The following is a 15509-nucleotide window of genomic DNA, read 5'->3' on the forward strand; positions in this document are numbered from 1 at the left end:
CGCAGTCCGTCACGCGTCTCGGCCGCTCCCCTGCAGGATCACCCAACCCGCCCGGTTGCGAATCCTGCAGGGGAGCAGTCGATTTCAACGAGGCGGATCCAGTCCTCAGTCGACATCTCGTGTTCACTCCACCGAGAACAACCCGTAGGGGACGCCGCATAATGTCGCATCGGTAAGCGGTACCCGGGCCCGCCGGTGTGCCGATCCGTCTACCGACGAGGTCCCCCACATGCGCAGTACTCGTGCCCTCTTCACAGTCGGAGCCACCGTGCTCGGCTGCCTCCTCACCGCCTCCTCACTCCCCGTCGCCGCAGCCTCGGTCGGCTCGCTCGGAGGCGGAGGCTCGCTGGGATCACTCGATGTGGGCGGCTCGCTCGGGAGCGACGAAATGCGTTTCGACCTGCAAGCTCACCGGGGCGGCCTGGGGCTCAACGTCGAGAGCTCTCCACAGGCCTTCGGTCATGCCCTCGAACTGGGCGTGACCACTCTCGAACTCGACACCCAGGTGACCGCCGACGGCGAGGTCGTGGTGACTCACGATCGCAAGCCCCGGACGGATGTCTGCCAGGACACCGAGCCCGTCGTGGCCGGCGACCCGATGTTCCCCTACATGGACCACTTCATCCACGACCTCACGCTGGAGCAGGTCCGGACCCTCGATTGTGGCTCCCTCCAGCGCCCCGGCTACCCCGATCAGCGCACGCATCCCGGGCAGCAGATGATGCTGCTGTCCGAGCTCTTCGACCTGGTCAGAGCTCATGGCGCCGACGGCCCTAACGGTGTGCGGATGAACATCGAGACGAAGGTCGAGGCCGGCGCCCCGGACGAGACCGCCCCGCGCGAGGAGTTCGTCTCGGCCGTCCACGAGGTGATCGCGGCCTCGGGCCTCGGGCAGCAGGTCACCATCCAGTCGTTCGACTGGGGCGCGTTGATGGCGATGCACGAGCTCGCTCCGTCGATCCCTCTCGTGGCCCTGACCAACCACGACTTCCTCGGAATCGGCGCCGCTGAGCCCTCACCGTGGCTGGGCGGGATCGATATCGCCGACTTCGACGGCGACGGAGTCGCAGCCGCGGCATCCATCGACGGTGTGGTCGCCTACTCGCCGGTCGCCACCCACCCCGATCAGAGCTGCACGATCGGTGCGGGCAGCTGCACGGCCTACGTGACCGCGGAGATGGTCGAGAACGCGCACGCGCGCGGTCTGAAGGTCATCCCGTGGACGGTCCACAATGCCCCCACCATGGAGTACCTCATGGACATCGGCGTAGACGGCATCATCACCGACCACCCGGACATGCTGCGCGAACTCCTCGCTGAGCGCGGCAAGGAGCTGCCGCGGCAGTTCGCCCGTGAGGGCTGACGCGGCCGTCCGGGTCAGCCGCGGACGCTGAGGCCGGGTTCGCGCGCCACCCGCCCCGGCCGGCTTCAGCCATACCGGGGCCCGATTTGGCACCCCACCTCGTCGATAAGAGGATTTCGCACAGGACCACTCGGCCGATACGGGCGAAATCCTCTTATCGACGCGTGGCGGGGGCCGGACTGCGGGGCGGCGGCTAGCGGTCTGGCAGCGGGCGGGCCGAGCCCGTCAGTCGCGGGCGGGCCGAGCCCGTCAGTCGCGGGCGCGGGTGGGCAGGAACATCCCGATCACCCAGTTGACCAGGCCGATCACGATGGCGCCGAAGAACGCCGCCCAGAACCCGCTGACCACGTACTCGGCCCCGAACAGCTGGACCGCGCCGGTGATCCAGCTGGTCAGCATGAGCATCAGCGCGTTCACGACCAGCAGGAACAAGCCGAGCGTGAGAATGGTCAGCGGCAGCGACAGGAACTGCACGATCGGTTTGACCACCGCGTTGACCAGCGTGAACACCACCGCCACGATCAGCAACGCCGTGACGGTGGGCACGCTGATCTGATCCTGGATGGCGCCGGCGCCCGGAGCGTAGATGCCTGCGGTCTCGCGCAGGGAGATCCCCGGCACGATCAGCGTGGCCACCCACAGGGCGAGGGTGTTGACGATCAGTCTCAGCACCAGCACCATCGCCGGATCAGCTCCTCACATACGAGTCCGCCACGTCGAGTGCACGGTCGAAGATGTCCAGTCCCTCGTTCGCCTCGTCCGCGGTGATGATGCACGGCGGGACGACGTGGAACCGGTTGTAGTTCATGAACAGCAGCAGGCCGTCCTTCTTGGCCGCACCGAAGGTCTTGGCCATGGCCTCTGAAGAACCACCGTACGGGGCGAGCGGCTCGCGGGTCTCGCGGTCCGCCACCATTTCGACGGCCCAGAACACACCCAGGCCGCGGACCTCGCCGATCGACGGGTGCTTCGCGGCGAGCTCGCGCAGGCGCGGACCGATGACCTCCTCGCCGATGGTGCGTGCGTTCTCGACGATCTTCTCGTCGCGCATGAGGTTGATCGTCGCGACCACCGAGGCGCACGCCAGCGGGTGCCCGGCGTAGGTCAGACCGCCGGTGTACGGGGTCTTCTCGAAGGAGGCGGCGATCCGGTCGTGCAGGATCACGCCACCGAGCGGCACGTAGCCCGAGTTGGAGCCCTTGGCGAAGGTGATGAGGTCGGGCGCCCAGTCGTCGTCGCCGGACCGGAAGTTGTCCAACGCGAGCCACTCGCCGGTGCGGCCGAAGCCGGACATGACCTCGTCGCAGATCATGACGATGCCGTACTTGTCGCAGATCTCGCGCACACCGCGCAGGTAGTCGGCGGGCGGCACCATGATGCCGACGGTGCCGGGAACGGACTCGATGATCAGGGCCGCGAAGTGGTCCGGCCCCTCGAGGCCTATGAGCGAGTCGAGGTGCTCGAGCGCGCGGTCGCACTCCTGCTTGTCGTTCTCCGCGTAGAACTGCGAGCGGTAGAGGAACGGCGCGTGGAAGTGGACGGCCCCGGTGTTGCCCATGTCGTTGGCCCAGCGACGGGTGTCGCCGGTGAGGTTCATCGAGGTGGTGGTGGCTCCGTGGTAGCTGCGGAACGCCGAGAGGGTCTTGTGGCGGCCCGTGTGGCGGCGGGCCATGCGGATGGCGTGCTCGACGGCCTCGGTGCCGGCGTTGGTGAAGAACACGCGGTTCATACCGGCGGGCGCGACCTCGGCGACGAGGCGGGCGGCCTCGGCGCGGGCGCCGTTGGCGTGCGCCGGGTTGATGGTGCACAGCTCGGCGGCCTGATCCTGGATGGCCTTGACCACGACCGGGTGCTGGTGCCCGATGTTGGTGTTGACCAGCTGTGAGGTGAAGTCCAGCAGGCGGTTGTCGTCTCCGTCGGTGAGGTAGCAGCCCTCGGCGGCGGTGATGACCATCGGGTCGGAGGCGCCCCAGGCCGACCAGGGGGCCAGTACGTGGGCGCGCTCCTTGTCGTAGACCTCGCGGGCGGCGGCGTTCTGCGGAGCGGGCACGGGCATTCCTCTCGTTCGACAGCGATGGCGATTGCCCCCATCATTACAGTCCCGGGCCGTTCCCCCGTCCTCCCGGATCCACGATGCGGAAATGCAGGCCGCACGCGCAGGCTCGGGCGCCGAGCCGGACGCCGAGCCTGGCGTCGACCCGTGCGTCCTGTCAGAAGAGCGACTCCTGCGCGTCGTCGACGGGCCGCGCCGAACCGACGGGCCGCCCGGGCGCGACGTCCGCGAGCATCTCCACCAGCCGGGCCGAGCCCACCAGCTCCAGTCCCTTCTTGCGCGCGAACGCGGCGCGGCCCCGCACCGCTTTCGGGGCGTCGCACACCGCGAGTGAGGTGCGGGAGGTGATCCGGTCGGCCAGGTAGAGACCGGAGTCGACGACGAGACCGACGATCTCCTCGGGATCGCGATCCACGTCCTGGGTGAACACCACCTCCATGCCCTGGACCAGCCCGCCACCGCGCTTCAGCCGCCCGGCCGGACGCCAGAGACGGGGCGCGGCCACCGCCTCCGCCCAGACGGTCGACACCAGGAAGCCGGTCTCGGGGTGCGCGACCATCGCCTCGAGTTGACGCACGGACGGGGCCGCGCCCTTCTGGTCGGCCACCGCACGCAGGCCGGAGAACACGCCGGCCAGCACCAGCGCGTCGTCGTGCGCGTCGTGCGCGGACCGCTGCTCGACCCCGAAGTGCTCGGCGAGCGTCGCGAGTTTGAGGTCCCGGGTCGACAGGTGCAGGCGCCCGGCGAAGTCGAGCGTGCAGACGTACTGCGTCAGAGGCGGCTCCAGGCCCACCCGCCGGGCCTCGGCGGCCAGGAACGACGCGTCGAACGCGGCGTTGTGGGCCACGACCGTGCGGCCCTCCAGCACCCGGGTCAGCTCCGGCGCGATGTCCTCGAAGCGCGGTTTGCCGGCGAGCAGCGCCGGGGTGAGGCCGTGCACATGGACGGGCCCCGGATCGACACCCGGGTTGAGCAGGCTTGTGAACTCCTCGACCACCTCGCCGTCGTCATCCACCACCACCGCCGCCACCGACAACACCCGGTCGACCGCGGGGGTCATCCCCGAGGTCTCGACGTCAACCACCACCCAGCCAGCCATGCGCTCCATCGTGGCACGCGCCACCGACATCCCCGCTTTGCCTCCGCCCGCCGTCCGGATCACTCCATGTCGGACGCATTGGCTAGTCTCGACGCCGATCGATCAGCGCCGGCGGCCACACGTCCGGCCCGGGCTCAGGAGGACGCCGTGTCGCGGTACCGGTCGGACACCCCTGCGGCCCACCTGCGCGACGCCCCGGCACGGGCGCGCCGCCGCACCCGCAGCTGGATCGTCGGGGTGGTCGGCGCGTATCTGCTGGTGTGCCTGGCCGCCCTGCTGGGGGTCGCCGCGACCGCTCCCGGCGCCTCCTCGGGCTCGTCCCAGGCCGCACATCCGAGGGGGGCGGGCGTCGTCCCGGCCGCCGAGCGCGCCGCGCCGGACGGCAGGGTCGAGGACACCTCCCACGCCGTGCGGTGGCTGCCCGTCGGGTGGGCCGACGTGCGCCCGCTGCTGACCGGAACCGTCGCGCAGGCGAGCGACGAGGGCTTCGAACTGGCGGCGTGTGTGCTCGCCATCGACTCTGCCGACGAGCGGGTGGTGTGCGCCGGCAACGACGAGCCGCGCTACGCCGCCTCCGTCATCAAGGTGGCCTACGCGGTGGGCGCGCTCGAGGCGTGGGGCGGCGATCCCGAGGCCGAGACGCCGTACGGCCGGCTGGGGGATCTGCTCGAGGACGCCATCACGGTCTCGGACAACGAGGCCGCCAACGTGTTGTACGAGCTGGCGGCCGAGGGACCCACGGCGCCCGACGTCGGCACCCCGATCGAGGCGATCAACGCCATCGCCGACCGCGTCGGGCTGGCCGACGAGTTCCACACCGGCGGCGCGTTCAACTACGAGTGGACCGGCGACTGGAGTCGGGTGAGCGCGCTCGGCAGCGTCGGCTACCTCAACGAACTGGTCCGGGCCGCCGACGGCCGCGCCGAGACCGGCGAGGCACTGACCACCCCGGCGGTGGCCCGGCAGGTGCTGGCGCTGATGCTCGAGCAGGAGCGGAACTGGAAGCTGCCGGACCGCCTGCCGTCGGGCTCGGTGGCCAACAAGACCGGTGAGACGGACACCGAGTCGCACGACGTCGCCGTCATCAACACCGCGAGTGGCCGGTACGCGGTCGCGGTGATCAGCACCTCGGACGGCATGTACTCCACCCCCGACCTTCTGATGTCGCAGCTCGCCTACGACGTGGCGGACGCGCTCGGCGGTGCGGCGAGGTTCTGAGCCGACTACCGGGGCGTCGAGAAATCCCGGACCCGGTCCGGCGGCCCGCACACCACCAGCACGTCGCCCGGTGCTAGCACCATGCCTTCGGCGGGCGCGGCGTATCCCCCGGAATCTCGCTTGAGCGCCACCAGCCGCACCCCCTCGCGATCCTCCAGCGCGACCGTGTCGATCGGCGTCCCGAGCAGTCGGCCCGGTGGATGGGTCTTTGCCAGGGCCAGCTCGTCGTCGACCTGGGAGTAGTCCAACAGCGAGGCGGTGACCATGTTCCCCACCCGTCGGCCCATCTCCGCTTCGGGGAACACCACGTGCGTGGCCCCCACCCGGTCGAGGATCCGGCCGTGCGTGGCGGTGACCGCCTTGGCCCAGATGTCGGGGATGCCGAACTCTGCGAGCAGGGTGGTGGTGAGGATGGACGCTTCGATGTCCGAGCCGATCGCCACGACGGCGTGCGTGTAGTCGGCCACGCCAGCCTGCCGCAGCGCCTCGTCATCGGTGGAGTCGGCCACCACGGCGTGGGTGAGCACGTCGGCCACGGCCTGCACCTGCTTCGGGTCGACGTCCATGGCCAGGACCTCGATGCCGCGCTCGGTAAGAGTGCGCGCCAGGGCCGTGCCGAACCGACCGAGACCCACCACCGCGACGCGACCGTGGTCGCCGCCGTGTCTGGGAAGTCCGAACATCATGTGCTCCTTCGTGCGGAACGGCCCGGGTCAACCGACCACGACCCGGTCCTCGGGGTAGTCGTAGTGGCGGTGGACGGTGCGTAGGGCCAGGCTCGTGGCCAGCGTGATGGGGCCGAGCCGGCCGATGTACATCAGCAGGATCACCAGCGCCTGCGCCTCCCCTGGGAGCGACGGGGTGATGCCGGTCGTCAGTCCGACCGTGCCGAATGCGGAGATCACCTCGAAGAGGATCTGGTCCAGCGAGTACTCGGTGATGATCGACAAGGCGAGAGTGGCGGCGAAGACCAGTCCGACGGACAGCAATGCCACGGTGACGGCCTGCCGCTGGACGTCGGGGGCGACGGACCGGCGCATGACGTGCACCTTCGCCTCCCCGCGTACCTCCGACCAGATCAGCACGGCGAGCAGCGCGAACGTGGTGACCTTGATGCCGCCCGCCGTACCGGCACTGCCGCCGCCGATGAACATCAGGACATCCGAGACCAGCCAGCTCTGGGTGCGCATCTGGGCGATGTCGAGGGTGTTGAAACCGGCCGTGCGCACGGTGATCCCGTGGAAGCCCGCACCTGTGAGCTTGTCGATTACCGGCCACCCACCGATCGTCCGCTGATTGGTCCACTCCAACAGCACGAACGCCACGATTCCGACCACCATCAGCACGCCGTACGTGGCCAGGGTGAGCCGGGTGTGGACGGAGATCATGCGCCGCGCACCGGCGGTCTCGTATCGGCCGGCGAGCTGCCGGCGGAGTTCGAGCAGCACAGGGAAGCCGAGGCCGCCCACGACGATCGCCGCGGCGATGGGCCAGATCACGAGCGGGTCCGTGGCGTAAGACATCAGATTGTCCGAGCGCAGGCCGAAGCCGGCATTGTTGAAGGCGGAGACCGCGTGGAACACGCCGAACCAGGCGGCCCGGCCCGGGTGCATGTCGTAGCTGAGGTGGAACCGCACGGCGAGCACGAGCGCAATGACCGCCTCTACCGCGAGCGCAGTGCGCAGGATGCCGAGGATCACGCGCCGCAGGTCGCCCAGTCCCTCGCCGCGGCGTTCGCTGAGGACCGTCAACCCCATCCGGAGGCCCAGGCGGTCGGACACGAGCATGCCCAGCAGCGTGGCCAGGGTCATCACGCCGAGGCCACCGACCTGGATGAGGAGGAGGATCACCACGTCGCCGACGATCGACCAGTGCACCGCCGTGTCGACCACCGTCAGGCCGGTCACGCAGACCGCGGAGGTGGCGGTGAAGAGCGCGGGAAGAGGCGCGGTCCAGGTGCCGTCCGCCGAGGAGACGGGAAGCATCAGCAGAAGTGTGCCCAGTACTGCGGCGGCGAGGAATCCCGCCACCACGAGGCGCGCCGGGCGTCGCGCGTCCAGCGCGGTGCCGGCTGGTCGGGGCGACGCGGTTCTTCGCCGGGGGCCCAGCGTGTGTGGTGACACGAACGACGACTGTAGTCCTCCCACGACCGGTCGACGAGTGATGCTGATCACTGCCGGTGGCGGGCACGGTGGAATGGTCATCCGTCTGTCGGCCTCGCCTGCCTAGACTCGTCGCATGAGTTCCCGCGCGCACCCCCGCCCGGCCTTGTCCGACGCGCCCCCCACGGCGCTGACCGCGCGCGGCCGGGCGGCCGTCGCGGCGAGCCGGCTGGCGACGTGGGCGTCGCGGGTGTCGGGCCGCGGGTCGGGCGGGATGATCGGCGGCCTGGTGGCGCTCAAGCTCGATCCGGGCCTCATGGCGCAGCTCGCCACAGGACGGCGGTCGGCGCTGGTCACGGGGACCAACGGCAAGTCGACGACGACGAGAATGCTCACCGCCGCGCTCGCCACCACCGGCCCGGTGGCGTCCAACGCCAATGGCGACAACATGGACGCCGGGATCGTGTCCGCACTGAGCGCCGACCGCACTGCCCGACTGGCGGCGATCGAGGTCGACGAGTTGCACACGCCGGCGGTCGCGGAGAACACGCGTCCCGAGGCGATCGTGCTGCTCAACCTGAGCCGCGACCAGCTGGACCGGGTCGGGGAGATCAACTCGATCGAGCGGCGGCTGCGGGCCGGGGTCGCGGCGCAGCCGCAGGCCACGCTGGTCGCGAACTGCGACGACGTGATGATCACCTCGGTCGCCTACGACAATCCGTCGGTATTGTGGGTGGCCGCCGGCGCTCCGTGGTCGGGCGACTCGGTGAGCTGCCCGCGGACCGGCGAGCCGATCAGCCGCACCGTCGACGGGACGGGCGCAGTGCGCTGGCGGTCGACGGCGCCGCTGCCGGACGGGCGCGAGTTCGCGCGACCGGAGCCGGACTGGTGGGTCGACGACGAGGCCATCCACGGGCCGGACGGGTTCTCGGCGCCGATGCGTCTGGCGATCCCGGGGCGGGCCAATCGCGGCAACGCGGCCCAGGCCGTGGCCGCAGCGGTGGCGATGGGTGCGGACCCGGCCGCCGCCGTGCGGGCGGTGGAGGGCGTCGACGACGTCGCGGGCCGCTACTCGACCGTGGACGTGGACGGGCGCGCCGCGCACCTGCTGTTGGCCAAGAACCCGGCCGGCTGGCAGGAGGCGCTCGGCATGATCGACACCTCCGCCGACGGTCTGGTGATCGCGGTGAACGGTCAGACCGGTGACGGCGTGGATCTGTCCTGGCTGTGGGACGTGCGCTTCGAGAGTTTCGAGGGCGTGTCGGTGTACGCGTCGGGTGAGCGCGCCGCCGATCTCTCGGTTCGGCTGACGTACGCCGGGATCGACCACGTGCGCGAACCGGATCCTCTGGCCGCGATCCGGCGGTGCCCGGCCGGCCGGGTCGAGGTGCTGGCCAACTACACGGCGTTCCGTGATCTGGGCCGGGCGATCGCCGCGGCGGGATTCGGCCCCGCCAACTCTGACGCGAAGGAGCAGCAGCGATGACCGACGACCAGAGCATTCCCCGCCCGGCCGCGGCCCGCGGAGCTGACGCCGACGCGGCCCCCTCGCCATCCACCGTCTCCCCGCTCGACACCGTCTCCCCCGCCTCGCAGCGGCCCACCGAGTCGACGGTGCGGATCGGGCTGGTGTTGCCGGATGTCATGGGAACCTACGGAGACGACGGCAACTCCCTCGTCCTGCGCCAGCGTCTGCGGTGGCGGGGCTACGACGCCGAGATCGTGCGGATCACCCTCGACGACGAGGTCCCCGACTCCTGCGATCTCTACACGGTCGGCGGCGGAGAGGACTCTGCACAGAAGTTGGCCTCCCGGCACCTGACCGGGTCGCCCGGCCTGCAGCGTGCGGTCGAGCGTGGCGCTCCGGTGCTTGCGATCTGCGCCGGGATGCAGGTGTTCGGCGAGTGGTTCGTCGTCTCGGACGGCTCTCGCGCGCCCGGCCTCGGCCTGCTCGACATCACCACGTCGCCGCAGGCGAGCCGCTCGATCGGTGAGCTGGTGGTGGACCCACAGCTCGGCGGGCTGTCGCAACCGTTGACGGGTTTCGAGAACCACATGGGCGCCACCGTCCTCGGCCCTTCAGCCAAGCCGCTCGGCCGCGTCGTCTCGGGTACCGGCAACGGAGTCCCGGCCGGCTCCTACGACGTTGACGGTGCCGCCTCCGGCCCTGGCGCCGGCCAGCGGGTCGAGGGTGTGGTGCAGGGGTCGATCATCGCGACCTACATGCACGGTCCCGCGCTCGCCCGGAACCCGGAGCTGGCGGATCTGCTGCTGTGTCGGGCGCTGGGCGTGGATTCGCTGCCGCCGATAGACATCGCCGCCGTAAAGCAGTTGCGTCGCGAGCGCATCGCGGCCGCCCGGCGGTGATCGGCTGACCCGCCCCGGTTCACAACGACGACGGGGGTGAGCGGACGCTCCGGGTGACCGATCCCGGGTGCTGCCGAGCCGCGCTGACCTACCCTCTGGAACATGTGTGATCACCACGGCCCAGCATCCCTTACCGGCACCGTGACCCCTCCCGATCCCGCGGTCGAGGCAGCGCAGGTGTGCGCCCTGTGGGAGCCGCTGGGCCTTCCGGGAATCATCGACGTCCACACGCACTTCATGCCGAAGAACGTGATGGACAAGGTGTGGGACTACTTCAGTGCCGCCGGGCCGAAGATCGGCCGCCCGTGGCCGATCACCTACCGCGAGGCCGAGGACGCACGTGTCGAGCGTCTGCGCTCCTACGGGGTACTGGCGTTCTCGTCGATGCTCTACCCGCACAAGCCGGAGATGGGCGCGTGGCTCAATTCGTGGTCGGCGGAATTCTCCTCACGCCACCCCGACTGCCTGCACACGTCGACGTTCTTTCCCGAGCCGAGCGCCGGGGATTACGTCCGCGACGCGATCGACGCCGGCACGAGGGTGTTCAAGTCCCACATCCAGGTGGGCGAGTACGACCCTCGCGATCCGCTGCTCGACCCGGTGTGGGGACAGCTGACCGAGGCGCAGGTGCCGACGGTCATCCACTGTGGCGGCGGCCCGGTGCCGGGGACGTTCACCGGGCCGGAGCCGATCGCCGCAGTGCTCGAGAGGTTCCCGACGCTGCCGCTGATCATCGCCCACATGGGGATGGGCGAGTACTCGGAGTTCCTGGATCTGACCGAGAAGTACCCGAACGTCTACCTGGACACGACCATGGCGTTCACCGACTTCGTCGAGGAGACCCTGCCGTTCCCACCGGCGGAACGCGGACGGCTCGCGGACCTGGGTGACAAGATCCTGCTGGGAACGGACTTCCCGAACATCCCGTACCCGTACGCCGAGCAGCTCGAGGCTCTGATCGGGCTCGGGCTGGGCGAGGACTGGCTACGGGCGGTGTGGCACGGAAACGCCGCCCGGCTGTTCGACCTCTGACGAGGCCTGACCCGGGTAGCTGATGTCCGGGCCGGTCCCGGACTCCTGCTCGGACGCCTCCGGCGACCCAGCCGTCGGCTCTGCCGACGACGCATCCCGCGACCGGGGCGGGGTATCCACCTGCTCGGGCTGAAGCACTCCACCCGACCGCGAAACGGCCTGGCCGGGTGTTCCGGAGAGGATGCGCCGCCCGGACAGCGCGCTGCCCAGGGTGAGCTCGTCGGCGAACTCGAGGTCCGCCCCCATCGGTAGGCCGGAGGCCAGGCGGGACACCACGAGATCGGGGAACGGACGCAGCAGTCGCGCGAGGTACGTGCTGGTCGCCTCGCCAGTGGTGTTGGGGTCTGTGGCGATGATGATCTCGGCGATCTCGGCACCCTCGAATTCCTGGCCCACGCGGCGCATCAGTCCGGCGATCCGCAGTTCGTTGGGCCCTATGCCGTTGATGGGATCGAGTGCGCCGCCGAGGACGTGGTACAGACCGTGGAACTCGCGCGTCCGCTCGATGGCCTCGATGTCCTTGGGCTCTTCGACGACGCACACGAGGCTGGGGTCGCGGCGGGGGTCGGAGCAGATGCGGCAGCGTTCGGCGGCGGCGACGGTACCGCAGATCTCGCAGTAGGTGACGCCCTCCACGACGGCCTGGAGCGCCGAACGGAGGCGCTCGACCGACTCCGGCTCGGCCTGCAGCAGGTGGAACGCCAGGCGTTGTGCCGACTTCGGACCGATGCCCGGCAGCTTGCCGAACTCGTCGATCAGATTCTGAACCGGTCCTTCGTACATCGCGCTTCCCGTGATCTTGCTGTCCCGGCGGCGAGAACACCGTCGGGTTGCGGGACCCGGAACATTCCGGGCCCCGCAGGCTCACATTCCGAGGCCGCCCATCATGTCACCGAGGCCGCCGCCGGAGGCCAGCGGGCCGAGGCGGTTCTCGGCGAGCTGCTGGACCTTGACGTGAGCGTCGCCGAACGCGCCGACGAGGAGGTCCTGCAAGGTGTCTACATCCTCCGGGTCGACGACCTTCGGGTCGATCGCCACGCCGGTGACCTCACCCGTGCCGCGCATGGAGACGGTGACGAGCCCGCCGCCGGCCTGGCCGTCGACCGTGCTCGCGGCGATCTCCTGCTGCGCCTCGGCGAGCTGGGCCTGCATCTGCTGGGCCTGCTGGAGGAGTGCGTTCATGTCGGGTCCGGGCTGCATCTGGGGGTCCTTTCGGCGGTGTACTGGGCTCTGCCTGTTCCTGCCCGGGGTCGGCCCCGGTCGGTCGGCACCCAGCGTAACCGTCCGATCGGACACAGTGCCGTGCCCGCGCCGCCGCGGGTGGGTCAGCGGTCGATCGGGCGAGCCCCGAGGTGCTCCTTGAGCAGGGCCAGCGCGATGTCCTCACCGGTGCGGTGGTCGAGATTCTGCGGGCCGCTGCTGCGGGCCTCGTCGACCATCTCATCCTCGGAGATCGGCGCCGCTGGCGGCGCGTCGGGTTCGCCGGGTTCCGGTTCGGGCTCCTCGGGCGGCGGCGGGATGTCGTCGTACCCGCTCTGTCCGCCACCGGACTGCCCCTCGGTGCGTCCCTGGAGCCGACGCTCCCAACCCCGGGGTTCGGCCTGCGGGGGCGCTCCGGCAGCCCCGCCGGCCGGGCCTGCGGCGCCTCCCCTGGCCGCCGACTGATCGGAGGCGGGGGCTGCGCCACCTGCGGGCATACTGCCGGAGGTGCACTCGATGGTCCACTCGCCGCCCACGACCTCGGTGATCGAGTCGGTGATGGCGGTGGCGTTGTGCGGCTGCGCCAGTCGCTTGGCCAACGGTGCGTAGTCGTGGACCAGGTGGATCATCCGGCCGTTGACCGCGGCCACGGTCGCACCGGCGAGCATGACCTCGACGGTCCTGGTCCGCTTACGCACGGCGTCACGGATGGCGGGCCAGGCACGGCGGATGTCCTCGGCCTCGAGACCCGCACCCGTGCCCGCGTCGGCAGCAGCGGGAGCAGCGGGAGCAGCGGGAGCCGACTCTGCCGGGGCCGGTTCTGTAGCAGGTGCCGCAGGCGGGGCGGGCTGCGGAGCGGCGCCCGCCCGAGGTGACTGCTCGGGCATCTCAGGCTGCTGTGGCCGGGCCCGCTGCTCGGCAGGGGACTTCCCCGCCGTGGTCTGCTCGTGCCACGGATCGTCAGTCGGTGCAGACGGCCGCGCGGCCCCCTGCTCGGCCTGCGAAGTGTCGGACTGCTCCTCAGCCGGCACAACCGCCGGGGGTGCGTCGTGCTGAGTCTGGTGGTCGGCCTGTTGCTGTGCGACGGATTCGCCGGGAACCACCGGCGCCGCGGGGTTCGGAGCGGCAGCCGGCTCGTCCGCGGGCTCGGGTTCCCGGGGCTCGGCGTACGGCTGTGGGGGCTCTGCCTGATCGGCTGGAGCCTGCGACTCAGGAACCCGGGGCGCCCGCGCCTGGCCCGGCGCCTGCTCTGCGGCAGGCTCGGACTCGGGATTCTGCGTGGCCGGAGCAGGCTCGGGACTCTCCGTGGTCGGAGCGGGCCCGGTCGCCTGGGCGGCCGGAGCGGCGGGCGGCACAGGAGTCGGCGGAGTGGGAGTGGGCACTGCCGCCGACGGGTTCGCCGCAGCCGCGCCGGCCGCGGCATCGGCGGCCTGCTGCTGCGACCGGCGGACGAACTTCGGCCGGCCTTCGGCGGGAGCCGCAGCGCCGGAGGACTGCGCCGCGGGCGGGTGACCGGCGGGGGCGGGGGCGGCGTTGTCGTCGTCAGGCCCGCTCCCACCCGGGGCGGAACCTCCGCCACCACCGGCGCCCGCGGTGGCGGCCGGGGCACCTCCCCCTACGGCGGGCCGCCCGGCCTCGAGCGACTCGACTCGCTGGAGCAGCGCGGCCACGGAATCATCCGCCGACGGCAGCAAGAGCTTGGCGCAGAGAATCTCGAGCAACAGCCGCGGCGAGGTCGCCCCACGCATCGACGCCATTCCCTCGTGCACCATGTCTGCGCAGCGGGCGAGCGTGGCGGGCCCGATGTTCTCGGCCTGGCGGCGCATCGTGTCCGCCTGCTCGACGGGCGCGTCGACGAGCCCGCGCTCGATGGCCTGCGGCACCGACTGCACCATGATCAGATCGCGCAGCCGCTGCAGAAGGTCGGCCGCGAACCGGCGCGGATCGTGTCCGGCCTCGACCACCTTGTCGACGGTCCGGAACAGTGTGGCCCCGTCCCCGGCCGCCAGCGCGTCCACGGAATCGTCGATCAGCGCGACCTCGGTGGCGCCCAGCAGCGCGACGGCCCGGGGGTAGGTGATTCCCTCGTCCCCGGCGCCGGCCATCAGCTGGTCCAGCACACTGAGGGTGTCTCGCGGCGACCCGCCACCGGCCCGGATGACCAGCGGGAACACCGTCGGGTCGACGTTCACGCCCTCCTGCTCGCTGATCCGCTCGACCAGCCCGCGCATCGACGACGGCGTGAGCAGCCGGAACGGGTAGTGGTGCGTGCGCGAGCGGATGGTCGGCAGGACCTTCTCCGGCTCGGTGGTGGCGAAGATGAAGATGAGGTGCTCCGGCGGCTCCTCCACGATCTTGAGCAACGCGTTGAAACCCGCGTTGGTGACCATGTGGGCCTCATCGATGATGAGCACCCGGTACCGCGAGGACGCCGGCGCGAAGAACGCGCGTTCACGCAGGTCGCGCGTGTCGTCCACGCCGCCGTGGCTGGCCGCGTCGAGCTCCGTGACGTCCAGGGTGCCGTTGCCTCCGGGCGCGAGCGCGATGCACGAATCGCACTCACCGCACGGGTCGGGCGTGGGCCCCTGGACGCAGTTGAGCGAGCGGGCGAGGATCCGCGCGGACGAGGTCTTGCCGCAGCCGCGCGGCCCGGAGAACAGGTAGGCGTGGTTGATACGACCGGAGGACAACGCCACCGAGAGCGGATCGGTGACGTGCTCCTGCCCCACTACCTCGGCGAACGAGGCGGGACGATACTTCCGATAGAGAGCCACGCCTAGAGGGTACCGAGGGGGTCTGACAACCACGATGGGGACGGCGACCGGGCCATGCGGCCAACGTGGCGTGTGGGGAAATGACCGGAGGGGCCGCGCATGCGCAGCCCCTCCCGACGTCCCTCGCGCGGCGATAGGCCCCCTCAGACCCCGCGGCGCGGTTCCCGAACCGGGTCATCGGCGCCGGCCCCTCGCAGCCCCTCAGCTGCACTCCGGCACCCGACCCGTGCGGCTCGGACGAGTTTGATACAACCAGACCGCCACGAGGGGTTCAAGGTCTTCACCCTATTGACGACTGATC

At 70.8% G+C, this 15509-nt stretch carries 12 protein-coding genes and 1 pseudogene; 5 read left to right on the forward strand and 8 right to left on the reverse strand.

Features of this window, described 5'->3' with window-relative positions; translation table 11 throughout:
• Positions 1-229 precede the first annotated feature (229 nt).
• The gene (locus K3888_RS15015; RefSeq protein ID WP_230931091.1) at positions 230-1363 is read left to right on the forward strand and encodes a glycerophosphodiester phosphodiesterase family protein; all 1134 of its coding nucleotides are present in this window, start codon (positions 230-232) and stop codon (positions 1361-1363) included.
• A gap of 249 nt (positions 1364-1612) precedes the next feature.
• Here K3888_RS15015 and K3888_RS15020 read toward each other — a convergent pair whose 3' ends face one another.
• From K3888_RS15020 to K3888_RS15030, 3 genes are all read right to left on the reverse strand, one after another.
• Positions 1613-2044 (reverse strand): phage holin family protein, encoded by a 432-nt coding sequence (locus K3888_RS15020; protein WP_230931092.1) that lies wholly within the window; start codon positions 2042-2044, stop codon positions 1613-1615.
• A gap of 7 nt (positions 2045-2051) precedes the next feature.
• The gene (locus K3888_RS15025) at positions 2052-3413 is read right to left on the reverse strand and encodes an aspartate aminotransferase family protein (RefSeq protein WP_230931093.1); all 1362 of its coding nucleotides are present in this window, start codon (positions 3411-3413) and stop codon (positions 2052-2054) included.
• A gap of 160 nt (positions 3414-3573) precedes the next feature.
• A complete protein-coding gene (locus tag K3888_RS15030) occupies positions 3574-4515 on the reverse strand; it encodes an exonuclease domain-containing protein (RefSeq protein WP_230931094.1) in 942 nt (313 codons plus the stop codon).
• A gap of 147 nt (positions 4516-4662) precedes the next feature.
• Here K3888_RS15030 and K3888_RS15035 point away from each other — a divergent pair, with 147 nt between their 5' ends.
• The gene (locus K3888_RS15035) at positions 4663-5733 is read left to right on the forward strand and encodes a serine hydrolase (protein WP_230931095.1); all 1071 of its coding nucleotides are present in this window, start codon (positions 4663-4665) and stop codon (positions 5731-5733) included.
• A gap of 5 nt (positions 5734-5738) precedes the next feature.
• Here the strand turns inward: K3888_RS15035 and K3888_RS15040 are convergent, their stop codons facing one another.
• Positions 5739-6419 carry a potassium channel family protein gene (locus K3888_RS15040; protein WP_230931096.1) on the reverse strand — a complete coding sequence of 227 codons (681 nt, stop codon included), beginning with the start codon at positions 6417-6419 and terminating at the stop codon, positions 5739-5741.
• A gap of 27 nt (positions 6420-6446) precedes the next feature.
• The gene (locus K3888_RS15045) at positions 6447-7856 is read right to left on the reverse strand and encodes a TrkH family potassium uptake protein (RefSeq protein WP_230931097.1); all 1410 of its coding nucleotides are present in this window, start codon (positions 7854-7856) and stop codon (positions 6447-6449) included.
• A gap of 115 nt (positions 7857-7971) precedes the next feature.
• On the opposite strand from K3888_RS15045, the gene K3888_RS15050 reads away from it, so the two are divergent.
• The 3 genes from K3888_RS15050 to K3888_RS15060 all read left to right on the forward strand — a co-directional run bounded on the left by K3888_RS15050 (position 7972) and on the right by K3888_RS15060 (position 11234).
• A complete protein-coding gene (locus K3888_RS15050) occupies positions 7972-9321 on the forward strand; it encodes a MurT ligase domain-containing protein (RefSeq protein ID WP_230931098.1) in 1350 nt (449 codons plus the stop codon).
• A complete protein-coding gene (locus K3888_RS15055) occupies positions 9318-10202 on the forward strand; it encodes a type 1 glutamine amidotransferase (RefSeq protein ID WP_269075240.1) in 885 nt (294 codons plus the stop codon). Before K3888_RS15050 ends, K3888_RS15055 begins: the two co-directional genes overlap by 4 nt.
• A 102-nt stretch (positions 10203-10304) precedes the next feature.
• The gene (locus tag K3888_RS15060) at positions 10305-11234 is read left to right on the forward strand and encodes an amidohydrolase family protein (protein ID WP_230931099.1); all 930 of its coding nucleotides are present in this window, start codon (positions 10305-10307) and stop codon (positions 11232-11234) included.
• A gap of 177 nt (positions 11235-11411) precedes the next feature.
• Here the strand turns inward: K3888_RS15060 and recR are convergent.
• From recR to K3888_RS15075, 3 genes and pseudogenes are all read right to left on the reverse strand, one after another.
• Positions 11412-12017, reverse strand: a pseudogene (gene recR / locus K3888_RS15065) (recombination mediator RecR); the annotation flags it as partial.
• Between the two features lie 81 nt (positions 12018-12098).
• Positions 12099-12434 (reverse strand): YbaB/EbfC family nucleoid-associated protein, encoded by a 336-nt coding sequence (locus K3888_RS15070; protein ID WP_230931100.1) that lies wholly within the window; start codon positions 12432-12434, stop codon positions 12099-12101.
• A 125-nt stretch (positions 12435-12559) separates the two neighbouring features.
• On the reverse strand, positions 12560-15208 hold the full coding sequence (locus K3888_RS15075; RefSeq protein ID WP_230931101.1) for a DNA polymerase III subunit gamma and tau: 2649 nt from the start codon (positions 15206-15208) through the stop codon (positions 12560-12562).
• Positions 15209-15509 lie beyond the last annotated feature (301 nt).

This window comes from Dietzia aurantiaca, from assembly GCF_021033825.1.
Classification (GTDB): Bacteria; Actinomycetota; Actinomycetes; order Mycobacteriales; family Mycobacteriaceae; genus Dietzia; species Dietzia aurantiaca.

Excerpts from the sequence above, each read along its gene's own strand:
- K3888_RS15015 (WP_230931091.1), top strand. The coding sequence starts at position 230 with ATGCGCAGTACTCGTGCCCTCTTCACAGTCGGAGCCACCGTGCTCGGC.
- K3888_RS15020 (WP_230931092.1), bottom strand. The coding sequence starts at position 2,044 with ATGGTGCTGGTGCTGAGACTGATCGTCAACACCCTCGCCCTGTGGGTG.
- K3888_RS15030 (WP_230931094.1), bottom strand. The coding sequence starts at position 4,515 with ATGGCTGGCTGGGTGGTGGTTGACGTCGAGACCTCGGGGATGACCCCC.
- K3888_RS15040 (WP_230931096.1), bottom strand. The coding sequence starts at position 6,419 with ATGATGTTCGGACTTCCCAGACACGGCGGCGACCACGGTCGCGTCGCG.
- K3888_RS15050 (WP_230931098.1), top strand. The coding sequence starts at position 7,972 with ATGAGTTCCCGCGCGCACCCCCGCCCGGCCTTGTCCGACGCGCCCCCC.
- K3888_RS15055 (WP_269075240.1), top strand. The coding sequence starts at position 9,318 with ATGACCGACGACCAGAGCATTCCCCGCCCGGCCGCGGCCCGCGGAGCT.
- K3888_RS15060 (WP_230931099.1), top strand. The coding sequence starts at position 10,305 with ATGTGTGATCACCACGGCCCAGCATCCCTTACCGGCACCGTGACCCCT.
- K3888_RS15070 (WP_230931100.1), bottom strand. The coding sequence starts at position 12,434 with ATGCAGCCCGGACCCGACATGAACGCACTCCTCCAGCAGGCCCAGCAG.